Genomic DNA, 22582 nt, shown 5'->3' with positions numbered 1-22582 from the left:
TTAGCGAACAACCATTACTTTGGTTACTTTCGTTTCTGAACCGTCTTCATTTGCTATTAAAATTAGATAGACTCCTGAAGCAACTTTGTGTCGTCCGAAAGCTGTTAAATCCCAAAGCAATGTTCCTCCTTCTGAAGTAGCTTCATACACTAAGTTTCCTTCAATGTCGGTAATTTTAACAATTGCATTGTTTGTAAGACCTGTTATGGATAGGTTTCCGTTAAATCCTGGTCGTACAGGGTTTGGAAACGCGTATACATTTTCTAGCGTTTCTTTTGGCCCTGTTGCAGTTCCTTGAAAAGATACAATTCCTTTTGTAGTGCCCATGTATACTCTTCCTGATTCAGAATCGATTTCAATATCAGTGATTGTATTACTTGGCAATGGTGAGTTATCTTTTGTAAAATGCGCTAGTGTTTCTGTAGCATCTGGCGACATATAAAACACTCCTGATGAAGATGTTCCAATCCATTTGTTATTAGATCCATCAACTTCAATATCTGTTATTTGCTGTTGAAATAGTAATTCTTTTGGCACACCATCTTCTTCAACAATGATGATGTCGTTGGTTTGCGGATTGCTGTCATTAAAAATATTGTCTGCACCAAAGTATACACGAATTCCTTTGGTTGTTCCAATCCATAAGTTCCCTGTTTTGTCTAATGCTAATGCTCGAACATCTGTCGATGGCAGGTTTCCTTGTTCTTCTTCAACCATTGAAATAAAACGTGAACCTTGACTACGTGTTTCATCAAAAGCTAATACTCCGTGTGACTGTGTTGCGATAAATTTTATACCACCATCTGTAATTTCTAATTTTGACAATCCATTTTCACCACCGAAAAAATCTCCAATAATTTCAGCTACAGAGAATGATTCCCATTGTCCGCTACTTTTTAATACTTTGACTCCGTTTTCAATTTTGGATGTTAATACCCACAAATCACCATTGATGTCATATTTAGTTTCACCAATTCTGATATCAATATATGTTGGCACACCAATATCCAACGATTCTAAATCACTATTTGTAATATTTAATATGTTTACAGGTTCGTTGTCTTCTATTTGAAGTATTCCTGAAAAAAATGAACTTACAAATACTTGACTTGTATTGGACGGATTTACTGTAACATGCACTAAACTTTTTGCATCAAATTCTGGTGTGTATGGAATGTTTACCCACGACATGTCTTGCAAATGGCTAACACCTCTATTGTCCAACGGATACGGATTGTACCCAGTGTTGTAATCTCCATATACAACCCACAATTCGTTTGGTATTGCTTTTAGTGCAAATACATTGTTTAGTAATGGTCCGTCAGGTAGGATTTGATTTATTGCCATTGGCATTGGAAAAGCCGTTTCTAACATTCCTTCTGTTTCCGTACCTAAGTATATATTGTTGTTTAAAATTAAAGCCGAATTGAATTCAATATCTGGATATTCTTCTAGTGTATCTACTTCTAATACTTCTATAAGTTGATTGTCATACACATGAACTTTTGTGTCGTTTACAACTATTAAGTAGGAACCGTTAATCTTGAAATCCTCTAAAGCTGTAGCATATTGAGGTATTTGAACTTGCAACACAAAGGTTGTTCCGTTGTATTTGTATATTCTTCTATTTGCATTTATCGCATATAACTCATCGCCAAAAGTAACAATTCCTACCCAGTTGGAAGCTATGACTAGTTCCCACTGCTCAAAATCAATTAGATTATCGTCATTAATCATTGCTCTGTACATGCCTGAATCTGTAGCCGCATAAATATATTCGCCCAATACTGTTGTTTGCCTAACTTCTATTTGGCTACCATTTGGTCCAATAAAATAGGTGTCGCCAAATTCTAGTGCATCTATATCATATAAAGAAATTCCGAAGTTTGTAGAAATGTATATAATACCATTGTACTCAAGAATATGATTTAATTTTTTTCTGTTTGGTGGAATTGTTGGTTTGTTTACAATATCCACTACTTTTTGCACTTGCTTTGTGTCTTCAAAATATACTTCAATAAGTCCATTTTCATATCCAAGTATATATTTCTGAGCCGATTCACTAAAATATGCTGTACTAATAGTTTCTCCTGAAAGTCCATTAACGGTTGACACTTTACCGATTTCATTTGATTGTAAGTCGTAGGTAAAGAATGCATTTTCAGAAGCTGCATATATTTTTTCAGAACTTATTGAGAGGTCAATTACATTATTATATGAATAATGTCCTTGCCAAGAATTTTCAAAAGATTGTCCATTAACTGTTATATAACAGAACAGTAATAACACATACAAACTTCTTTTCATCTATTGTTTATTTTATTGATTCTGATTAATGAACCGTGATGTAATTTCAACAATATGGTTCATATTTTTAGAATATTTCACCAAATATATTTAATAATAACGTAAATGAATTGCTTATCATATATTATTGTAACAAAAAAGCTTCCTGAAAACAGGAAGCTTTTTATTTTTATTTAGTTTTTTAACGGCACTAATTACATAACTCCTTGCGCAATCATGGCATCAGCTACTTTTACAAAACCTGCAATATTTGCACCTTTTACGTAGTCGATGTATCCGTTTTCATCTGTACCATATTCTTCACATGCTTCGTGAATATCTTTCATAATTTGCTTCAACTTTGCGTCAACTTCTTCACGATTCCAGTTGTAACGTAATGAGTTTTGCGTCATTTCCAAACCTGAAGTAGCAACTCCACCAGCATTTGATGCTTTTCCTGGTGCAAATAATATTTTTGCGTCGTGGAATGCTTCAATAGCTTCAGGTGTAGAAGGCATATTTGCTCCTTCACTTACACACATACATCCATTTTCGATCAATGTTTTTGCTTCATCACCGTTTAGTTCGTTTTGCGTAGCACATGGCAATGCAATATCACATGCAACTCCCCAAGGTCTTTCTCCTTCATGAAATGTTGCAGACGAATATTGATCTACATATTCATGAATTCTTCCTCTTTTTACATTTTTCAATTCCATGATAAACGCTAATTTATCAGCGTCAATTCCGTCAGCATCATGAATATATCCAGAAGAATCGGACATAGTTACTACTTTTCCGCCTAATTCAGTTGCTTTTTCAACTGCATACTGCGCCACATTTCCAGAACCAGAAACGACAACCGTTTTTCCTTCAAAAGAAGTATTTTTCGTTCCTAACATACTTTGTGCAAAGTACACATTTCCGTATCCTGTTGCTTCAGGACGAATTAATGATCCTCCCCAAGTAATGCCTTTTCCCGTCAATACTCCTGTGAATTCATTTCTCAGTTTCTTGTACATTCCAAACATGTATCCAATTTCACGTCCACCAACTCCGATATCTCCCGCAGGAACATCTGTGTTAGGGCCAATATGTCTAAACAACTCCGACATAAAAGCTTGGCAGAAACGCATAATTTCTACATCAGATTTTCCTTTTGGATTAAAATCCGATCCACCTTTTCCACCACCCATAGGTAATGTAGTAAGGCTGTTTTTAAAGACTTGCTCAAAGGCTAAGAATTTAAGAATACTTAAGTTTACACTTGGGTGAAAACGCAATCCTCCTTTGTAAGGTCCGATAGCAGAATTCATTTGAATTCTATATCCGCGATTAACTTGAATTTCTCCTTTATCATCTACCCAAGAAACTCTGAACATAATAACACGCTCAGGCTCTACCATTCTTTCAAGTATTTTAGTCCCGTTATATTTATCTTTTCCTTCAATATAAGGGATTACAGCTTCAGCAACTTCATGAACTGCTTGTAAAAATTCAGGTTCATGACCGTTTGTCTGCTTTACCAAGTCTAAAAAGTCTTTTATTTTTGCTTCCATAAACGAAGTTTGATTAACAAATTTTTATTTAAATCATTATTTGACCATGCAAATATACATTTAAATAAAAAAAAACACTCTTTTTTTTATAATTTGATAATACGAATACGTTTTCGCATTATGAAACGTTATTTAAAGAAACACCCTATAACTTATATTGATAAAGAATAGTTAATACACTTTTTATTTTTTTGTTTTAAGGGTTTTTATATATTTGCTGAGAAGCCTCAAAAATCTTGGTTAGACATGCTTAAAAAAATCTATCCTGTTTTCTTACTTTTAGTGTTGTCATTTGTCAACACTGCCAATGCGCAATTCGGATTTTCTCATGAAATCGGGTTTGTCGTTGGTCCTAATGCTTTCCAATCTGATTATGGAGAGCGTAGTGATTTTGAGACAAATATTGGTAATGTTGGACTCGAATTTGGAATTGTCCATTACTTAAACTTCTCGTATCGTGCTGAATGTAACTGCTTTACAAGATATACCTATTTTAATGATCACTTTAAAGTGAGAAACGAATTAACGTACACAACTGTTGAGTTAGAACATTTTGGTCGTTATGTTGGTGATGATAAAATTTCCTTAGTTGCAGATCAATTACGCGCCATGCACGGAAGTACGCGTGTCCTAAACTTAGGAACACAGCTTGAATTTTTCCCAAGAAGTATTCGTGAATTTGAAAGTGGCGGTTATTTATTAGCGCCATACGTGGCTTTAGGTGTTCAGTATAATTATTTTACGCCAAGTGTAGAATCTGATTTAGGACGACTTACTGATCCTGGTGTTTTGCCTGTGAAGTATCAAAATGCCTATCAGAATGAATCTGGGTCAACTTGGTCAGTTGTAGCAAGTATTGGAACCCGCTATAAGTTTACAGAAACATCCGATTTGTTACTTGATGTACGTTGGAGATATTACTTCTCAAACTGGGTTGATGGATTAAATCCTGATGAAAATTTATACCCTGAAAATAAAGCAAACGATTGGGGATTCATTATTAATGTTGGATACATTTATTATTTGAATTTCTAAAACGAAACTATATACATTACGAAAGCCATTCCGTTAAGAATGGCTTTTTTTATGTTTACACGTATAGTTTTCACATTGATAGTGCTTGTTCTAAATCTGAAATTAAATCGTCAACATCCTCAATGCCAACACTTAATCTAATTAAAGAATCAACAACACCCGTTTTTTCTCGTTCTTCTTTCGGAATACTTGCATGCGTCATACTTGCTGGATGACCTGCCAACGATTCTACGCCACCTAAAGATTCTGCCAACGTGAATACTTTTAGGTTTTGTATAATTTTAATAGCGTGCTCGTAACTGTTTCCTTTGGCTACAAAAGAAATCATTCCACCAAAATCGTCCATTTGTTTTTTTGCAATGTCATGGTTTGGATGTGTTGAGAATCCCGGCCAATACACTTTTTCTACTTTGGGATGTGTTGCTAAATATTCGGCAACAGCTTTTCCGTTTTCACAATGACGCTGCATACGCACATGTAGCGTTTTTATTCCTCTTAATGCTAAAAAACTATCCATGGGTCCGCAAATGGCGCCGCTTGCATTTTGAATGAAATATAATTTAGCTGCAATTTCTTTGTCCTTTACTACCAAAGCGCCCATCACCAAATCACTATGTCCACCAATATATTTTGTAACCGAATGCATTACAATAGCTGCTCCCAAATCTAACGGTCTTTGTAAATAAGGCGTTGCAAATGTATTGTCAACCGCTAATAAGATATTATGTTTTTTAGCAACCGTAGCCATTGCTTCAATATCAATAATATTCATCATCGGATTTGTGGGCGTTTCTACCCAAATTAGCTTTGTATTTTTGTTTATATACGATTCAATATTTGCAGCATTTTCCATTCCGATAAAGTGGAATTTGATCCCAAGATTTTCAAATATTTTGGTGAATAATCGATACGTTCCACCGTATAAATCACTTGTAGATAGTACTTCGTCTCCAGATTTTAATAGTTTAAGAATTGCGTCAATTGCCGCCAAACCTGATCCGAAAGCCAAGCCATAGTTTCCGTTTTCAATACTTGCCAAACCATTTTCCAACGCCGTACGTGTAGGATTGTGCGTTCGGGAATATTCATATCCTTTATGTCCACCAGGCGTACTTTGCGCATAGGTAGATGTTTGGTAAATTGGCGGCATTACAGCTCCGTACGCTTTGTCTGGCTGTTGCCCACCATGTATTGCTTTTGTATTAAATTTCATGTCTTTTTTTCTTTATATCTGATATAAATTTTACGTTGAGCCTGTTGGTTTATCGATTATAAATGTACCTTTATAAATACTTAATTTTTAGTCGAAATGATGCATAAAAATAACATTTTCTTCAAATACCTTCTTATACCGTTTCTATTAATTGGCACACATGTTTTTGCTCAAAATTTTACAAAGCAAGATACGTTACGCGGATCAATTACACCCGAACGTGCTTGGTGGGATTTGACACATTATCATTTGGATATTGAAGTAAACCCCGAAAGTAAAACAATTTCTGGAAGTAATACGATTCAATACAAAGTGATTGCATCTCGCAACAAGACGCTTCAAGTTGATTTGCAAGCACCACTACAATTGACCAAAGCAGTTCAGAATGGTACTGAGTTGGAAGTTACACATGATGGAAATGCGCATTTTATTCATCTCGCGGAAGCGCAAAAATTAGGAAAAATATATAGTGTACAGGTTTTTTATGAAGGAAAGCCTAAAGTTGCCAAACGTCCACCATGGGACGGTGGAATTACCTGGAAAAAAGACAAGAATGGACTTCCGTTTATAGCTTCTTCCTGTCAAGGATTGGGCGCAAGTGTTTGGTGGCCATGCAAAGATCATATGTATGATGAAGTGGATAGCATGAAGATTAGTGTAACTGTTCCGAAGAATTTAATGAATGTGTCTAACGGACGCTTGATTAAAGTGGAAGAACGTAATGAAAACACAAAAACGTATCATTGGAATGTGCAGAATCCGATTAATAATTACGGTGTGAATATTAATATTGGCGATTATGTTTATTTTGGTGAAAAGTATAAAGGTGAAAACGGCATCTTAGATATGGATTATTATGTATTACGTGATAATTTGGACAAAGCAAAAGAACAGTTTAAAGATGCAAAACGCACAATGGAAGCTTTTGAACATTGGTTTGGACCGTATCCGTTTTATGAAGATAGTTATAAGTTGGTAGAAGCGCCTTATTTGGGCATGGAACACCAAAGTTCGGTTACGTACGGAAATGGTTATAAAAACGGTTATAGAGGTTTTGATTTGAGCAGAACTGGTTGGGGAATGAAGTTTGATTTTATCATTGTGCACGAGTCTGGACATGAATGGTTTGCGAATAATATTACCAATATTGATATTGCCGATATGTGGATTCATGAGAGTTTTACAGCATATGCTGAGAATTTGTTTTTGAATTATTTTTATGGAAAGAAAGCAAGTTCTGAATATGTTATTGGAACACGTAGAAGCATTCAAAATGACAGACCTATTATTGGAATTTACAATGTAAATCATGAAGGTTCGGGCGATATGTATTATAAAGGTGCCAATATGCTACATACCATCCGACAACTAATTGATAATGATGAAAAATGGCGAAGTATTTTACGAGGTTTGAACAAAGATTTTTACCATAAAACCGTGACTACAGCACAGATTGAGAATTATATTTCTGAAAAATCAGGTATTAATTTGTCTGCTGTGTTTGATCAGTATTTACGAACTACAGATATTCCTATTTTTTCATATGCTATTGAAGGAAATGTTTTAAAATACCGTTGGCGAAATTGCGCTGACCATTTTGACATGAAAGTTCTGGTTGCTATCAACGGAAAAGAAGTTTGGTTAACGCCGTCAACTTCTTGGCAGACAAAAACTGTAAGCAACGAAATTTCTTCTGTTAAGATTGATGGCGATTTTTATGTAAAAGTTGAAAGTAATTAATTTAGATTGCTAGACATACTTCACTTTTTAAAATGTCATTCCGCACTTGTTGCGGAATCTACTCGATATTGAAAATGGATTCCTGCCTTCGCAGGAATGACAAAATTGAGCTAAAAATTATTTGTGAATTCGCAATAAAAGACACATTTTCAAAAGTACTTCTCGATACTATTTTCTATCGAAAATCACTCGAAGTGACGGTTTTAAATCTCTTTTACAAAATCCTGAAATACTTCTTTATGTTTTTCTAAATCCATGTTAGGCGAAAGTGCTACACGTGCAATATAATCTTTATCGCCTTCCTTAGTAGTTCCTTGTGTTGACGTTGCTGGAATGGTCCAATAACAACCTTGGAGTTGTCCGTAACTCACACAGTATTTGCTTTCGTTTGGAATTTCGGTAATCATTTTATTGATGAGTTTGTGATTCAAGCTGCGTTTGTACGCTTCTCGTTCTTCATCCGTATTTCCTTTTGTCGGAAGATCTAATGAAAAAACAGAAGGTGTAAATCCTTGTGAGGCCAATTCTTCCGAAACAAAATTAATTTTCGCTTCTGGCAACGTTTCATGAATAAAGTTTACAAATTTACGCGTGTTCGTATATGCATCTTGAATACGTTGTTTCATACTTGGCATTTGTTTCGCTAAAATTTCATATTGTAAATCCGTAGCTTCGTTATCGCAAACTGTCAAGTGTAGCTCTATTTTTTCCAACAAATCAACTGCTTTTTCGTTCCCGATACAATATCCTGCTGTACACAATCCGCCACTCGGAAATTTTGAGCCACTTGCATATGAAATCGCTTTTACCGTAGAGAGAATTTTGTGTTCACTTAAAAAGTGAATATTGGGACAAAAGGTTTGATCTAAGATAAATACTGGAGCAATTGCAGTTTTGTCAGATTTGGTTTTTCGTTCTTTCTCTAACGCAGATTTTAATGCGATTAATTCAGGAACTTCCACTCTCGGATTCGTTGGAATTTCCGCAATGATAAACGGAACAGCATCTTGCTGTGCAATTTGGTCTAAAACTGTATTGACACTTTTTACCATATCATTATCTCCATCAACGGGTAAATCTACAATTTCCACATGAGCTAAACATTCTGCTACGCGTCGTGCCTGATCGTTTGTTCCGCCGTAACAGTTTGGCGGTACGATAAATTTGATCGCTTTTCCTGGATGCTTTTCGTTGGCATCATGAATGAGTCCCATCATAATGGCATATTGAATGGAAAGTCCACTAGAACCTACTAAAGCCTTTGTATTTACATTTGTAATTTCTTGAATTGTTTGGGCTACGTTTGCTTTGTCAACAGCTCTGTTGCTTTCTTCATATGGAATTGCCGCTTGATCTACCAATGCTTTTAAAACAAGTAAGCAATTGGCAGGCGTCATAGCAATTGTTTCTCTTCTTCGCACATGCTGAATTGCTGAAATATATATTTTATTTTGTTCGCCATTTACTGTTAAAATACTTCCTAAGTTATCGTGTAGCGTGATGAAAAAGTCAATGTTTGAAGGAATTTCGGTAGCAGCAATTACATTTTCTTGCGAAATGAAAATAGTGCTTCCGTCAAATTTAGGAATAGCTGAACTGTGTGATACTTTTTTTACTTCGAAATGATAACCATAAACTTGCTTGATGACTTCTGCATTAAACATGTTTGGTAATGAATCTGTATAGAAAATTTGCGTCTGTTTTCCATCCAATGAATTTTTTCTTAATATGGCTAAAATCGTTGTAATTTGTGATGAAAAAGAAATTACATTTTCCGTATCAACAGTATACAGTTTCCCAATTCCCCATTCTAACACACACGATAATGGATGTCCTAATCGAATATAATCGTATGCTGTTGGCAATTCATTCAGTGCAGATACTTCCGAAGTATTGTCATTATATAAATTTTCAAATTGTTCTAAAAACTCAACTTTAGCCAATTTTTCAGTATAAATATCTAGTCGATGCGTAGTTAGGTTCAACCAATTTGCTGGCATGTTTTTTAAAACGTCTTTGATATAATTTAGCACGTTAGTGTCTTGCATAATTTCCTCCATTAGATAAGTTGGCAAGGTACATTAATTAGATTTTTTTTGAAAGTGTTGCCAAACGTTTTGTCGTATAAAATTGCAGGTGCTTTCACTGCTTGTTTGTAAATTACAGATCATGAAAAAAGGCAACTTTAGCTAAATAGCTACGTTGCCTTTGATAGTATTTTGAAAAAGAGCACTTTAATTAGTTTGTCGCTAATTCTAGTTTTTCAATTTTATCTAATGCTTCATCTGCTAAAGAATATGTTAAACCTACTGAACCACTAGTTTGTATTAATTTATCTTTTAAATTTTTAGGCAATGCGTTTAACGATTTATCATCGTCAATAATTATAAATTTATCTTTAGAACGTGAATCATCAAACCACTGTATGAGTTCTTCTCTCCTGTTTAGGTGATTTATATTCTTAGGAAGTCTTTTTATATTCTGAACTAATATATCTCTACGATTAAAAATATGATACCATTCACCTAGAGAATATGTGTGCTTGTGAGAAGTCGTCAATACAATATCGGCACATGTTTTGGATATGATTTTATTTAGTGCTGTTATCGCCATAGAACTAAACGCTGGAAAACCATCTTCCAAGATTTCAGGTCTCCTCCAAGAGTTCGCGGGAATCATTACGCCATCTATGTCTAAATACAGTATCATATTGTAAATTTACTTAATTATTTTATAAATTTTATTGATAATTGGAAGACAAATTTTAGTTTGAGTCGCCAACAAAATATTGTCAGACGTATTAATGATTTTTAATATAGATTCTTTGTTCAAATTATTCATTTTCAATTTTACAGATTGTTTCGCAATCGTCAATCCTTCTTCAATTTCTTTACCAACTTCCCAACTGTTAATCCTTGAACTACAATAGAAAATATGACAACAACATAGGTGATCACTAAGAATAAATCACGATACATTTCAGCTGTTAATCCTAACGCAAGTGCAATGGAAATTCCGCCACGCAATCCGCCCCAAGTCATGATGAGATTGGTTTTCGGAACAAAATCGAGTCGTTTTTCAAAGAATTTTATCGGAAATAAAAGTGATATATATCTACATGCTAACACAATCGGAATTGCTAATAATCCGGCAACAATGTATTTTACTTCAAAAGCAATTACGAGCATTTCCATTCCGATCAATACAAACAAAATGGTGTTTAATAAAATATCTATGAGTTCCCAAAATTTGTCTACATAGGTTTCTGTAACTTTGGACATTGCGCTTCCACGTACGGTGTCGTTTCCAACAATCAATCCGGCAGTAACGACAGCTAACGGTGCAGAAACGTGAATTTCATGAGCAATTGCCGTTCCTGCCATAACAGTTGCTAAGGTAATAATGACTTCTATATCGTAATCGTCAATCGATTTTAATAATCTGTAGGTAATCCAACCTAATAATCCTCCTAAAGCAATTCCGCCAATAACTTCCAATCCAAAGAGTTTTGCTACATCTGCTACACTTACATTTCCCGAACCTGAAGAAGCAATTTGAAATATTGTCAAGAAAATAACCACACCAACACCATCATTAAACAATGATTCGCCTACAATTTTTACTTCTAATTTTTTAGGAACACCTGCTTTTTTTAAGATTCCTAAAACCGCTATCGGATCTGTTGGAGAAATTAACGCTCCAAACAGCAAGCAATAGATGAAGTTGACTTCTAATCCTGTGAGCATTAGTATGTAATACATCACAATTCCTACCAAAAATGTAGATGCCAATACGCCTAAAGTTGCAAAGACTAATACTGGCCACCGTTGTACTTTTAGTTGTTCAAAGTTGGTATGCAATGCACCTGCAAAGAGTAAAAAACTCAGCATAATATCGAGCAACACACTTCTAAAATCTATTTGTGTAATGATGTATTTTTCAGCATTTAACAAGGTTGCATCAAAATAACTTAACCCAAATACGGCTAACGTAAAAACAATTGTTATCAACATTAATCCTATTGTATTGGGCAATTTTAAAAAGCGAACATTGATATATCCAAAAGCCGCCGCTAAAGAAACAAGAATTGTAATAATTAAAAAATAGTCCATAGTTTTAAATTGCTTTTCTGAGTGCTAATATATATCCTAAATGTATACCTTCGTGAAAATTATTGAATTCAATTGCTTCTGGCACATTGGTCAATGTCGTTCCTAAACTTACCGTATATTCATTGTACGTTTTAAAAATATCAGCTTCTATATCTTTTTCAGTTTGAACGAGTAAACTTTCTAACAAATCATAAATTTCATCTACTTCTGCTTGTGTAACATCACCTTCAGGCGTTGTTTTGTTTCTATATTTTGATACCATTTCTTCCGAAACATGCATTGGCAAACCTGATAATTTATATATCAATAATTGTTGTGTCACTACAACATGCGCAATATTCCAAATGATATTGTTGGAAAATCCTTCTGGAATTTTATTTAAATCGGCTAAAGGTATTTCTTTTAAAAATCGTTTTAAGATGATTCTATTTTTATATGTAATGGTTCTTGTAAAATTCATTTGGTATATTTTTCTTAAAAGTATTAATTTTTAGTTGAAATGAATTTTCTTTGTAGCAATTTTACGACTCATTCGTATAATCTTTTTTAAAATTTTAAACCTGTGAAGAAAATATATCATTTAAAGACGTGTAATACGTGTCAGCGAATCATTAAAGAAATTCAACCAACTCCCGATTTTGTACTTCAAGGAATTAAGGAAGAAGAAATTACAGTAAAGCAATTGGAAGAAATGCATGCGCTTTCGGGTAGTTACGAAGCATTGTTTAGCAAACGCGCTCAGTTGTACAAAAAAATGGACTTAAAGAATCAAAATTTAAGTGAAGAAGATTACAAACAGTATATTTTAGAACATTATACCTTTTTAAAACGTCCTGTCATTATCGTAAATGATCAAATTTTTATTGGAAACGCCGCTAAAACAGTCGCCGCTGCCAAAGAAGCTATTTCGCAATGATGTCAAAAAAAAACCTTGCCTTTGTTGCAGCTTTTATGGTTCAGGTATTTTACGGCGTTACGTTTACGTTTGCCGCGGATGTCATTAAAGGCGGTTACATAAAACCATTCGGATTTATCTTATTACGCGTTGTTGGCGCCGCAATTTTATTCTGGATTTTCAGCATGTTTGCGCCCAAAGAAAAAATTGATCGAAAAGATTTTATCACTTTCTTTTTAGCTTCAATTTTCGGAATTGCGCTCAATATGCTTACCTTTTTTAAAGGACTCGAATATACAACGCCAATTCATGCTTCCGTAATTATGGTCGTTGTACCCATTATTGTACTGATACTTTCTGCAATTTTTCTAAAAGAAAAAATCATCCCAAAAAAAGTCATTGGAATTATATTAGGACTTTCGGGCGCAGTCGTGTTAAGTGTTTATGGAAAATCGGTAGCTGGTTCAAACAATATTCCACTTGGAAATTTTCTTGTATTTATAAACGCGGTTTCGTATAGTATTTACATTATTATTATCAAAAAATTAAGTGTAAAATACCATCCGTTTACATTTATAAAATGGTTATTCTTATTTGGAAGTTTGTTAGTATTACCGTTCGGATTTTCAGAATTAGAATCTGTCGATTGGACAGCTTTTTCACCATATATTATATTTGAAACTTTATTTGTAATTATCGGTGCTACATTTGCGACATACTTACTAAATCCGTTAGCATTGAAACAGCTAAAAGCATCTACCGTAAGTACATTTTTATACATTCAGCCTGTAATTGCAGGAATTTTTGCAATAATTATGGGTAGTGATTCTCTAAATTTCATTAAAATTGTAGCGGCTTCGTTGATTTTTGCAGGAGTCTATCTTGTTTCAATGAACAAAGTCAAGACTATCAAATGAGTATAACAAACGCACTTTTTTTCAATGCCATAAAAGATATTCCACAAGAATATTGGCAACAATTACAGTGTACAAATAACGCATATTACACACCTGAATTTTTGCATGCATACGAAACTGCAAACGATGATATTGTGTGCAGATATATTATAATTGTCAATGAAAACCAAGAAGCAACAGCGTTTGCCATTACACAATTAGTCACGATTCCCGTAGAAACTATTACCCAAAACATTAAAATTTCCGATAACTTCAAAAAACGAATCAATAGCTTGTTTTGCAATAGCACATTGCGAATTATGTTTTGTGGAAACATCTTTTTAAGTGGCGAATACGGAACTTTTATTAAAGAAGGTGAAGACATCAATATAATGTTTCATGCGTTGGCAAATGCGCTGAAAAAGTTGATGAAAGAAACCAAAAAGTTGCAAGCTGTTTTTATAAAAGACTTTAAACAATCATCTTTAAAACTTACCGATCAACTGAAAGAATATAAATATTCGCCCATGAAAGTGGAGCCGAATATGATTATTACGTTGCAACCCGAATGGAAATCGTTTGATGATTATAAAAATGCTTTAAAATCGAAATACAGAGTTAAAGCGAACAAAGCCGATAGCAAAAGTGAAAAGCTAGAAGTAAAACGATTTACCGCGCAAGAAGTAGAACATTATAAAAGTGAATTGCAAGCGTTGTATGAAAATACAATTGCCAACGCAAATTTCAACGCGCAAGTGTTAAATTTAAACACCTATACACATTTAAAAGAAAGTTACGGCGATCAATTTATTGTAAAAGGATATTTCTTAGAAGGTAAATTAGTTGGGTTTTTATCTGCGATGATCAATCAGGAAAACTTTGATGCACATTTTATCGGATTGGATTATTCACTCAATAAAGAATATGCCATTTATCCGCGTATTTTAAATGATTATGTCCGAATCGGAATTGAGCATGGTGCAACACGTATCAATTTAGGAAGAACAGCTTCTGAAATTAAAAGTACACTTGGCGCGAAACCACAAGATTTGACATGCTACATTCGTCACAAAAAACCACTGCTAAATGCGGCAATGCGACCTTTCATCAAAAATATTAAGATAAAATCGTTTAAAGAACATACGCCGTTTAAGCAGTAGACTTTGTTAATTTTAAAACGTCATTACGAGAAAGTATGACGGAATAATATTTTGATTAACAGGTAAATAGCTTCCTTACAATCATTCTTCTCGATACAATTTTTCTTTATTTCATTTCAACTTCGTTCAATGTAACACATTACGAAAAATCACTCGAAGGAAAACAACAGGAACCAAAAAGCACTAAATTTTACATGTAAAATTTAGTGCTTTTTGGTTCTTATAGCTAGCGCAAGTTTGTAACTCGTGCGGAAATAATTCGTGTGAGATGCTCAATCAAGTTCAGCATGACGCTTCACTTAAAGAATATAATCCGTACTCACAAAATTAGAAGCTCTGGCTTGTAACAATTCGGTTAAAATTGCATTGTTATAGTCGTTGTCTTTTGAAGCGACAAAAGTTCTAATTGAAAACGAACGCAACGCATCATGGACGCTTAATGTTGCTACGGCAGAATCTTTTCGTCCCGTAAACGGATACACATCTGGTCCACGTTGACACGAACTGTTTAAGTTTACACGACAAACCAAGTTCACCAACGTATCAATTAAAGGTGCTAATGTGTGAATATCTTTTCCAAACAAACTCACTTGCTGACCGTAATTTGAAGCTGCCATATCGTCCAACGGTTCTTCAATATCTGAAAAAGAAATCACAGGAATTACTGGTCCAAATTGCTCTTCTTCATACACGCGCATATTTTTTGTTACAGGATATAAAACCGCTGGAAATATATAATTCTCAGTCGTTTCACCACCTTTTTTATTGATGATTTTTGCGCCTTTTTCAGTAGCATCATCAATCAATTCTTGAATGTATGCAGGTTTATCTGGTTCAGGCAACGGCGTTAATTTTGCGCCAGCTTCCCAAGGATTTCCAAATTGTAATCCATCTACTTTTTCAGAAAAACGCTTGTTAAATTCATCCACAATATCTTCATGAACATATAATACTTTTAATGCTGTACAACGTTGTCCGTTAAACGAAGTCGTTCCCGCAATACATTCGCTAATCGCTAAATCTAAATCAGCATCTTTCAATACAATTGCAGGATTTTTAGCTTCCAAACCTAGTACCATTCGCAAACGGTTACTTTTTGGATGTACACTTTGTAGCGCATTCGCAGATTTACTATTTCCTATCAACGCCAATACATCTACTCTACCATCTTTCATAATTGGAGAAGCTACTGTTCTTCCACGTCCATAGATAATGTTTACAACGCCTTTTGGAAAACTATTTTGAAATGCTTCCAACAATGGTGATAATAATAAAACTCCAAATTTTGCAGGTTTAAAAATCGTTGTATTTCCCATAATAATAGCAGGAATCAACAATGCAAATGTTTCATTAAGTGGATAGTTATACGGTCCAAGACATAAAACAACACCAAGTGGTCCACGACGAATATGCGCATTTACACCACCATGTTTTTCAAACTTGGCACTATCACGATCCATTTGTGTATAATCTTCAATGGTATCGTAAATATATTCAACGGTTCTGTCAAATTCTTTTTCAGAATCTGCTAAGTTTTTACCAATTTCCCACATTAAAAGTTTTACAATTTCGTCGCGTTTGGTTTTCATTTGTGTGACAAATTTTTCCATGCACGCAATTCGATCAACTACTTTCATTGTTGGCCACAAACCTTGTCCTTTATTGTACGCGTTCACCGCAGAATTTAAGGCTTCTAATGCTTCTGTTTCGCTTAGCGTTGGAATGGTTCCTAGGAGTGTTTTTTGATAGTTTTCTGTGGAAGAAATGGTCGAATATACATTGGATGTTTCACCTGTCCAATGTTTTAATTCTCCAGCTACTAAATATGTGTTTTGAGTTATTGTCTCTTTGATTTGATACTGTTCGGGAATGTTCATAAAGTGTTTTTTTAAACTAAGAATTGAAATAAATCAGGCTTATCATTTAAGTAGTCGCCATAAAAGTTTCTTAATTTCATTTTTGTAATTAATGCTTCTAAATCTTCAGCATTTTTTAATTGCAATCCTACGACTGCCGCACCATTTTCACGATTGGTTTTTTTAGTATATTCAAAATGTGTAATATCATCTGTTGGTCCTAAAATTTCTACTACAAATTCGCGTAAAGCACCAGCACGTTGTGGAAATTTGATGATGAAGTAATGTTTTAAGTTTGCATATAATAAGGCGCGTTCTTTAATTTCGGCAGTTCGTGTAATATCATTATTACTTCCGCTTACAACACACACTACATTTTTTCCTTCGATTTGATCTTTATATTGCGATAATGCACTTATACTTAATGCTCCAGCTGGCTCAACTACAATTGCTTGCTTGTTGTATAAATCTAAAATTGTCTGACAAACTTTGCCTTCATCAACCGTAATCATGTTGTGCAAATTTTCTTTACAGATGGTGTAATTTAGTTCTCCAACACGCTTTACAGCCGCGCCATCAACAAAATTTTCAATGTTTTTTAACGTTGTATTTCTTTCTTTTTGAATAGATGTTGACATCGAAGGTGCGCCTTTTGGCTCCACACCAATAATTTTTGTGTTTGGAGACAACATTTTGAACACAGAAGATAATCCGGCAGATAATCCGCCTCCGCCAACTGGCACAAAAATATAATCAATTAGATTTTCTGTTTGCTTTAAAATTTCTAAGCCAATAGTCGCTTGTCCTTCAATCACTTTTTCATCATTAAACGGATGAATAAATGTTTTGTTTAACCGTTCCGATTGTTCCATTGCCGCATGATACGCATCGTCAAATGCATCACCAATCATTACAACCTCAACATACTCTTCACCAAACATTTTTACTTGTTCAATTTTTTGATTTGGCGTTGGTGTTGGCATAAATATCGTACCTTTTATTTGTAATAATTTACACGACAACGCAACTCCTTGCGCATGATTTCCAGCACTTGCACAAACAATTTCGTTTTCTATTTGTGTTGTTGTTAATGAAGCAATTTTGTTGTACGCGCCACGAATTTTATATGAACGCACTTGTTGTAAATCTTCTCGTTTTAGATAAATATTACACTTGTATTCTTTTGAATAGTACTCATTGTAACTCAAAGGTGTTACCGAAGCAATACCTTTGAGTGTTGTTGCAGCGTTTTTAATTGCCGCTAACGTTGGAGCGTATGTTGTTGCTAATTTCATTTCTAAAGTATACGTTCATTAAAAAAGTTTACGTGACCACCAAAATTGTTGGATTCCTTTTTGCAAAATCACTATATTTTTGCTGTAGCTGTGTTGAAAAATTATTGTTTTCTATACAGATCATTTTTAATTGTGTTGCGCCTTTTATCCAGCTCAATATCGCTTCTCCGCCAGCATCTTTAATTCCACAACCAACCAAACCTATTGATTCAATTGATTTTGGAAGTGACTCCGCTACTAATATTGCACCTTTATCACCAATTTCAACGTTGTAACTCAAGCTTAGTGTTTTTACAGGAATGTGTCCTTTATAGTTTTTGAAAACATTCATAATACACGTAACATCAGCAGTATTTAACCATTTTGCACGCAATGCTAGCGTATCATCAGAAACCGTAAAGTCTTGAATTTGATTTGCTACTGTTTGTAATTTTACAACTTCAGACGTTTTTAATGTACTGATTAAAGAAGTCCAAAAGTCAGGTGTGTTAGACATGCTGAACTACTTGTATTTCTGTTTTGATCGTTTTCATAGCTGTCATTGCAGCTCTAAGTCGTTTCCCAACGGCTTCTATTGGATGATTTCTAATAGCATCATTTACCGCAATTAAGTCTAAATTATCAACTGCGTTTGAGTTCGAAAATGGTTTTCCTACTACAGTTGTATCAACCGTTTGCATGAAATCTGTTAATAAAGGTTTGCATGCGTGATCAAATAAATAGCAACCATATTCTGCTGTATCAGAGATGACTCTGTTCATTTCAAATAACTTTTTACGTGCAATCGTATTTGCAATTAATGGCAATTCGTGTAACGATTCGTAGTATGCAGAATCTTCAATGATTCCGGCACTTACCATTGTTTCAAATGCCAATTCTACACCCGATTTTACAAAAGCAACCAATAATACACCATGGTCAAAATATTCTTGTTCTGAAATATGATCCGTTGTTAACGCCGTTTTTTCAAAAGCAGTTTCGCCAGTTGCCGCACGCCACTGTAGTAAGTTTTTATCATCATTTGCCCAATCTTCCATCATTGTTTCTGAGAAATGACCTGAAATAATATCATCCATATGTTTTTCAAATAGTGGCTTCATGATGGTTTTTAATTCTTCCGAAAGTTCAAAAGCTTTTAATTTTGCAGGATTTGACAAACGATCCATCATGTTGGTAATTCCACCATGTTTCAGTGCTTCCGTGATGGTTTCCCAGCCTAATTGAATTAATTTTGCGGCATAGTTTGCGTCAATTCCGTCAGCGACCATTTTGTCAAAAGCTAAAATTGAACCTGTTTGTAAAACTCCGCAAAGAATGGTTTGTTCGCCCATTAAATCACTTTTTACTTCTGCAATAAACGATGATTCTAATACACCAGCTTTGTGTCCGCCTGTAGCAACTGCATATGCTTTTGCTTGTGCCCAACCTTTATTTTCTGGATCATTTTCTGGATGCACTGCAATTAGTGTTGGCACTCCAAAACCACGTTTGTATTCTTCACGAACTTCCGTTCCTGGGCATTTTGGCGCGACCATAATTACAGTAATATCTTCACGAATTTGAGTTCCTTCTTCCACAATATTGAAACCATGCGAATAGCTCAACGTTGCACCTTCTTTCATCAAAGGCATTACCGATTTTACAACATTTGTATGTTGTTTGTCTGGCGTAAGATTTAGTACTAAATCTGCAGTTGGAATGAGTTGTTTGTAGGTTCCAACTTTAAATCCGTGTGATATTGCATTTTGGTATGAAGTACGTTCTTCATCAATTGCCGCTTGCCGTAATGCGTACGAAATATCGAGTCCAGAATCGCGCATATTTAATCCTTGATTCAGTCCTTGTGCGCCACAACCGACAATTACAATTTTTTTGTCTGTAAGTGCTTTAACGCCATCTTCAAACTCTGAAGCGTTCATAAATCTACATTTTCCTAATTGCGCTAATTGATCTCTTAATGATAGTGTATTAAAGTAATTTGACATGATTTTTAATTTTTAATTTTGGGAAAAAGAACTTAGAAAAAAGAGGCTATATTCAATTAAATAGGCACGCTGTTTTCTGTTTTCTATTCTCTTTTTATTTAATGATTAAATGTTTCTTCTAACATTTTTGATATTTTCATTTCTTCTTTACTGACTGCAATGCGTCCCGAACGTGTAAATTGCATGATTCCAAAAACACTTAATTCTCTGTGTAATAATTCAATTTCTTCTTTGCGTCCTGATTTTTCTATGACAAAAAATTCCTTGTTTACTGTGACGATTCGAGCATTGCTGTCTTTAATGATATTTTGTATTTGGCGTTCATCAAATAGTAAATCAGACTTCATTTTAAAGATGCTTGATTCTTGATAAATGATTTCTTCTTCTGTATGATAATACGCTTTAATGACTTCAACTTGTTTTTCAATTTGACCGATTATTTTTTTCATCTGTTCTTCCGTCAGATTGACTACCAACGTCCATTTTGAAACGTTTTCAATTTCTGAAACTGACGAGTTGATACTTTCAATATTGATATGTCTTCGTTGGAAGATTGCTGAAATTCTGTTCAACAATCCGATGTTATTTTCAGTATATACCGAAACCGTAAATTGTTTGCCTTCTTTTTCCATATGTTTAAAGGATTATCTTTTTTCTAAAACGTCAATTCGAGTGATTTTTTCATACTTTTTTAACTGAAAAATTGTATCGAGAATCGTCTTTACGCTGTCTTTTTTCTTGACTCTTTTTGGCTTTATTAACTCAATCGTACGTCTGAAACCGATGCTCCTGATGGAATCATTGGAAATACGTTATCTTCTTTTTCTACACAAACTTCTAAGAAATATGCTTCTTTGCTCGCCATCATTTCAGCAACAGCTTCCGCTAATTCTTCTCGTTTGGTTACACGTCGTGCATTTATATAATATCCTTTAGCAATGGCTACAAAATCAGGATTTGTCATTTCAGTTGACGCGTAGCGTTTGTCAAAAAACAATTGTTGCCACTGTCGCACCATTCCCAAGAAATCATTGTTTAGTACTACAATTTTTACAGCTGTTTTTTGCTGAAAAATAGTTCCTAATTCCTGAATCGTCATTTGGTAACCACCATCACCCGAAATAGAAACAACTTCACGCTCTGGAGCCGCCATTTTTGCTCCAATTGCAGCTGGCAATCCAAATCCCATAGTGCCTAATCCTCCAGAAGTAATATTACTTTTTGTCTGATTAAATTTTGCATAGCGACACGCAATCATTTGATGTTGTCCAACATCTGAAACTATTGCGGCTTCACCTTTACTTTCTACATTTATTTGATGTAATACTTCGCCCATGGTCAATCCTTCTTTCGTTGGATGTAAATCATGTTTGATAACTTTTTCATATTCAATTGCATATAAATCTTTAAATTTTTGATGCCAATTTGAATGTGAATTCTCTTGAATTAATGGTAAAATTGCTTCCAAATTTGCTTTCGCATCACCTAAAACCGCTACATCAGTTTTTACATTTTTGTCAACTTCCGCAGAATCAATTTCAAAATGAATCACTGTTGCTTGTTTGGCATAAGTTGCTAAGTTTCCAGTCACACGATCGTCAAATCGCATTCCAATCGCAATTAATACATCACATTCGTTTGTTAATACATTTGGTGCATAATTTCCATGCATACCAACCATTCCAACATTTAATGGATGTTCTGTTGGAATTGCAGAAACACCTAAAATTGTCCATGCAGACGGAATTCCAGCTTTTTCAATGAATGCTTTAAATTCTTTTTCGGCTTCACTTAAAATCACGCCTTGTCCCCAAACGACCAATGGCTTTTTTGCGGCATTTATCAAGGCGGCGGCGGCGATTAAATCGTTTTTATCCGTTTTTGGAATTGCTTTATAACTGCGAACATTTGTACATTTTTCATACGAAAAGTCAAACTCTTCAAATTGTGCATCTTTTGTGATGTCAATTAAAACTGGGCCTGGGCGACCACTTTTAGCTATGTAAAATGCTTTTGCTATGACTTCTGGAATTTCAGAAGCTTTCGTAATTTGATGATTCCATTTCGTTACTGGTGTAGAGATTCCGACAATATCCGTTTCCTGAAACGCATCACTTCCTAGTAAGTGTGAAGCCACTTGTCCCGTGATACAAACCATTGGCGTAGAATCAATTTGCGCATCCGCGATTCCTGTGATTAAGTTGGTAGCTCCTGGACCAGAAGTTGCCATTGCCACACCAACTTTTCCAGAGATTCGTGCATATCCTTGTGCCGCATGTGTTGCGCCTTGTTCATGACGTGTTAGTACATGATGAATTTTGTCTTGATATTTGTATAGTTCGTCATATACTGGCATGATGGCGCCGCCAGGATATCCGTAAAGTATATCTACACCTTCTGCTAACAGACATCTTACGATTGCTTCGCTTCCTGAGATGCGTTCCGTTTTTTGAAGTGTTTCTTGTGTTTTTTGTATGGTTTTTGTTTCCATGATTTTTTATAGATTATAGAACAGAGAGAATAGAAAATAGACGTTCTTTTTAGTAACAT

At 34.6% G+C, this 22582-nt stretch carries 18 protein-coding genes; 5 read left to right on the top strand and 13 right to left on the bottom strand.

The features are described from left to right. Entirely contained in the window at positions 1-2307 is a 2307-nt protein-coding gene (locus ACQ654_RS15355; protein WP_430411224.1) for a two-component regulator propeller domain-containing protein, read from the bottom strand. A gap of 194 nt (positions 2308-2501) precedes the next feature. Continuing rightward, positions 2502-3845, bottom strand: coding sequence for an NADP-specific glutamate dehydrogenase (gene gdhA / locus ACQ654_RS15350; RefSeq protein ID WP_430411223.1), 1344 nt, complete (start codon positions 3843-3845; stop codon positions 2502-2504). Between the two features lie 246 nt (positions 3846-4091). Between gdhA and ACQ654_RS15345 the strand changes: the two genes are divergently transcribed. Next, positions 4092-4880 (top strand): THC0290_0291 family protein, encoded by a 789-nt coding sequence (locus tag ACQ654_RS15345; RefSeq protein WP_430411222.1) that lies wholly within the window; start codon positions 4092-4094, stop codon positions 4878-4880. A gap of 70 nt (positions 4881-4950) precedes the next feature. Here ACQ654_RS15345 and ACQ654_RS15340 read toward each other — a convergent pair whose 3' ends face one another. Further along, complete coding sequence (locus ACQ654_RS15340; RefSeq protein WP_430411221.1) at positions 4951-6093, bottom strand: cystathionine gamma-synthase; 1143 nt, start codon at positions 6091-6093, stop codon at positions 4951-4953. A gap of 96 nt (positions 6094-6189) precedes the next feature. On the opposite strand from ACQ654_RS15340, the gene ACQ654_RS15335 reads away from it, so the two are divergent. Continuing rightward, on the top strand, positions 6190-7833 hold the full coding sequence (locus ACQ654_RS15335) for a M1 family metallopeptidase (RefSeq protein ID WP_430411220.1): 1644 nt from the start codon (positions 6190-6192) through the stop codon (positions 7831-7833). 203 nt (positions 7834-8036) lie between these two features. Here the strand turns inward: ACQ654_RS15335 and ACQ654_RS15330 are convergent, their stop codons facing one another. The 4 genes from ACQ654_RS15330 to ACQ654_RS15315 all read right to left on the bottom strand — a co-directional run bounded on the left by ACQ654_RS15330 (position 8037) and on the right by ACQ654_RS15315 (position 12405). Further along, complete coding sequence (locus ACQ654_RS15330; RefSeq protein WP_430411219.1) at positions 8037-9881, bottom strand: cystathionine beta-synthase; 1845 nt, start codon at positions 9879-9881, stop codon at positions 8037-8039. A 190-nt stretch (positions 9882-10071) separates the two neighbouring features. Beyond that, positions 10072-10542 (bottom strand): HAD domain-containing protein, encoded by a 471-nt coding sequence (locus ACQ654_RS15325; RefSeq protein WP_430411218.1) that lies wholly within the window; start codon positions 10540-10542, stop codon positions 10072-10074. A 161-nt stretch (positions 10543-10703) separates the two neighbouring features. Next, on the bottom strand, positions 10704-11945 hold the full coding sequence (locus ACQ654_RS15320; RefSeq protein WP_430411217.1) for a cation:proton antiporter: 1242 nt from the start codon (positions 11943-11945) through the stop codon (positions 10704-10706). A 4-nt stretch (positions 11946-11949) separates the two neighbouring features. Beyond that, positions 11950-12405 (bottom strand): DinB family protein, encoded by a 456-nt coding sequence (locus ACQ654_RS15315; protein WP_430411216.1) that lies wholly within the window; start codon positions 12403-12405, stop codon positions 11950-11952. A gap of 102 nt (positions 12406-12507) precedes the next feature. Between ACQ654_RS15315 and ACQ654_RS15310 the strand changes: the two genes are divergently transcribed. From ACQ654_RS15310 to ACQ654_RS15300, 3 genes are read left to right on the top strand one after another with little or no spacing between them, the layout of a single operon-like run. Next, positions 12508-12861, top strand: coding sequence for an arsenate reductase family protein (locus tag ACQ654_RS15310; RefSeq protein ID WP_430411215.1), 354 nt, complete (start codon positions 12508-12510; stop codon positions 12859-12861). Beyond that, positions 12861-13757, top strand: coding sequence for a DMT family transporter (locus ACQ654_RS15305; protein ID WP_430413031.1), 897 nt, complete (start codon positions 12861-12863; stop codon positions 13755-13757). Before ACQ654_RS15310 ends, ACQ654_RS15305 begins: the two co-directional genes overlap by 1 nt. After that, the gene (locus tag ACQ654_RS15300) at positions 13754-14896 is read left to right on the top strand and encodes a hypothetical protein (protein WP_430411214.1); all 1143 of its coding nucleotides are present in this window, start codon (positions 13754-13756) and stop codon (positions 14894-14896) included. The genes ACQ654_RS15305 and ACQ654_RS15300 overlap by 4 nt, the downstream gene beginning before the upstream one ends. A 299-nt stretch (positions 14897-15195) precedes the next feature. On the opposite strand, the gene ACQ654_RS15295 is transcribed toward ACQ654_RS15300, so the two are convergent. The 6 genes from ACQ654_RS15295 to ilvB form a co-directional block, all read right to left on the bottom strand. Next, entirely contained in the window at positions 15196-16773 is a 1578-nt protein-coding gene (locus tag ACQ654_RS15295; protein WP_430411213.1) for an NADP-dependent glyceraldehyde-3-phosphate dehydrogenase, read from the bottom strand. Between the two features lie 11 nt (positions 16774-16784). Further along, positions 16785-18047, bottom strand: a complete 1263-nt coding sequence (gene ilvA, locus ACQ654_RS15290) for a threonine ammonia-lyase IlvA (RefSeq protein WP_430411212.1) — start codon at positions 18045-18047, stop codon at positions 16785-16787. A gap of 28 nt (positions 18048-18075) precedes the next feature. After that, complete coding sequence (locus ACQ654_RS15285; RefSeq protein ID WP_430411211.1) at positions 18076-18543, bottom strand: hypothetical protein; 468 nt, start codon at positions 18541-18543, stop codon at positions 18076-18078. After that, positions 18536-20032 (bottom strand): ketol-acid reductoisomerase, encoded by a 1497-nt coding sequence (ilvC, locus tag ACQ654_RS15280; protein ID WP_430411210.1) that lies wholly within the window; start codon positions 20030-20032, stop codon positions 18536-18538. The genes ACQ654_RS15285 and ilvC overlap by 8 nt, the downstream gene beginning before the upstream one ends. Positions 20033-20130: 98 nt before the next feature. Next, positions 20131-20664 (bottom strand): acetolactate synthase small subunit, encoded by a 534-nt coding sequence (gene ilvN, locus ACQ654_RS15275; protein WP_430411209.1) that lies wholly within the window; start codon positions 20662-20664, stop codon positions 20131-20133. Positions 20665-20789: 125 nt separating this feature from the next. Then, positions 20790-22523 carry a biosynthetic-type acetolactate synthase large subunit gene (gene ilvB / locus ACQ654_RS15270; RefSeq protein ID WP_430411208.1) on the bottom strand — a complete coding sequence of 578 codons (1734 nt, stop codon included), beginning with the start codon at positions 22521-22523 and terminating at the stop codon, positions 20790-20792. Positions 22524-22582: the final 59 nt, after the last annotated feature.

The sequence above is a fragment of the Kordia sp. genome (assembly GCF_965283645.1).
Lineage (GTDB): Bacteria > Bacteroidota > Bacteroidia > Flavobacteriales > Flavobacteriaceae > Kordia.
The sequence above is the reverse complement of the archived record's forward strand: the minus strand, read 5'-3'. Positions and strand labels throughout refer to the sequence as shown.

Coding starts and splice junctions, on each gene's coding strand:
- ACQ654_RS15355 (WP_430411224.1), bottom strand. CDS start 2,307: ATGAAAAGAAGTTTGTATGTGTTATTACTGTTCTGTTATATAACAGTT.
- gdhA (WP_430411223.1), bottom strand. CDS start 3,845: ATGGAAGCAAAAATAAAAGACTTTTTAGACTTGGTAAAGCAGACAAAC.
- ACQ654_RS15345 (WP_430411222.1), top strand. CDS start 4,092: ATGCTTAAAAAAATCTATCCTGTTTTCTTACTTTTAGTGTTGTCATTT.
- ACQ654_RS15340 (WP_430411221.1), bottom strand. CDS start 6,093: ATGAAATTTAATACAAAAGCAATACATGGTGGGCAACAGCCAGACAAA.
- ACQ654_RS15335 (WP_430411220.1), top strand. CDS start 6,190: ATGATGCATAAAAATAACATTTTCTTCAAATACCTTCTTATACCGTTT.
- ACQ654_RS15330 (WP_430411219.1), bottom strand. CDS start 9,881: ATGCAAGACACTAACGTGCTAAATTATATCAAAGACGTTTTAAAAAAC.
- ACQ654_RS15325 (WP_430411218.1), bottom strand. CDS start 10,542: ATGATACTGTATTTAGACATAGATGGCGTAATGATTCCCGCGAACTCT.
- ACQ654_RS15320 (WP_430411217.1), bottom strand. CDS start 11,945: ATGGACTATTTTTTAATTATTACAATTCTTGTTTCTTTAGCGGCGGCT.
- ACQ654_RS15315 (WP_430411216.1), bottom strand. CDS start 12,405: ATGAATTTTACAAGAACCATTACATATAAAAATAGAATCATCTTAAAA.
- ACQ654_RS15305 (WP_430413031.1), top strand. CDS start 12,861: ATGTCAAAAAAAAACCTTGCCTTTGTTGCAGCTTTTATGGTTCAGGTA.
- ACQ654_RS15300 (WP_430411214.1), top strand. CDS start 13,754: ATGAGTATAACAAACGCACTTTTTTTCAATGCCATAAAAGATATTCCA.
- ACQ654_RS15295 (WP_430411213.1), bottom strand. CDS start 16,773: ATGAACATTCCCGAACAGTATCAAATCAAAGAGACAATAACTCAAAAC.
- ilvA (WP_430411212.1), bottom strand. CDS start 18,047: ATGAAATTAGCAACAACATACGCTCCAACGTTAGCGGCAATTAAAAAC.
- ACQ654_RS15285 (WP_430411211.1), bottom strand. CDS start 18,543: ATGTCTAACACACCTGACTTTTGGACTTCTTTAATCAGTACATTAAAA.
- ilvC (WP_430411210.1), bottom strand. CDS start 20,032: ATGTCAAATTACTTTAATACACTATCATTAAGAGATCAATTAGCGCAA.
- ilvN (WP_430411209.1), bottom strand. CDS start 20,664: ATGGAAAAAGAAGGCAAACAATTTACGGTTTCGGTATATACTGAAAAT.
- ilvB (WP_430411208.1), bottom strand. CDS start 22,523: ATGGAAACAAAAACCATACAAAAAACACAAGAAACACTTCAAAAAACG.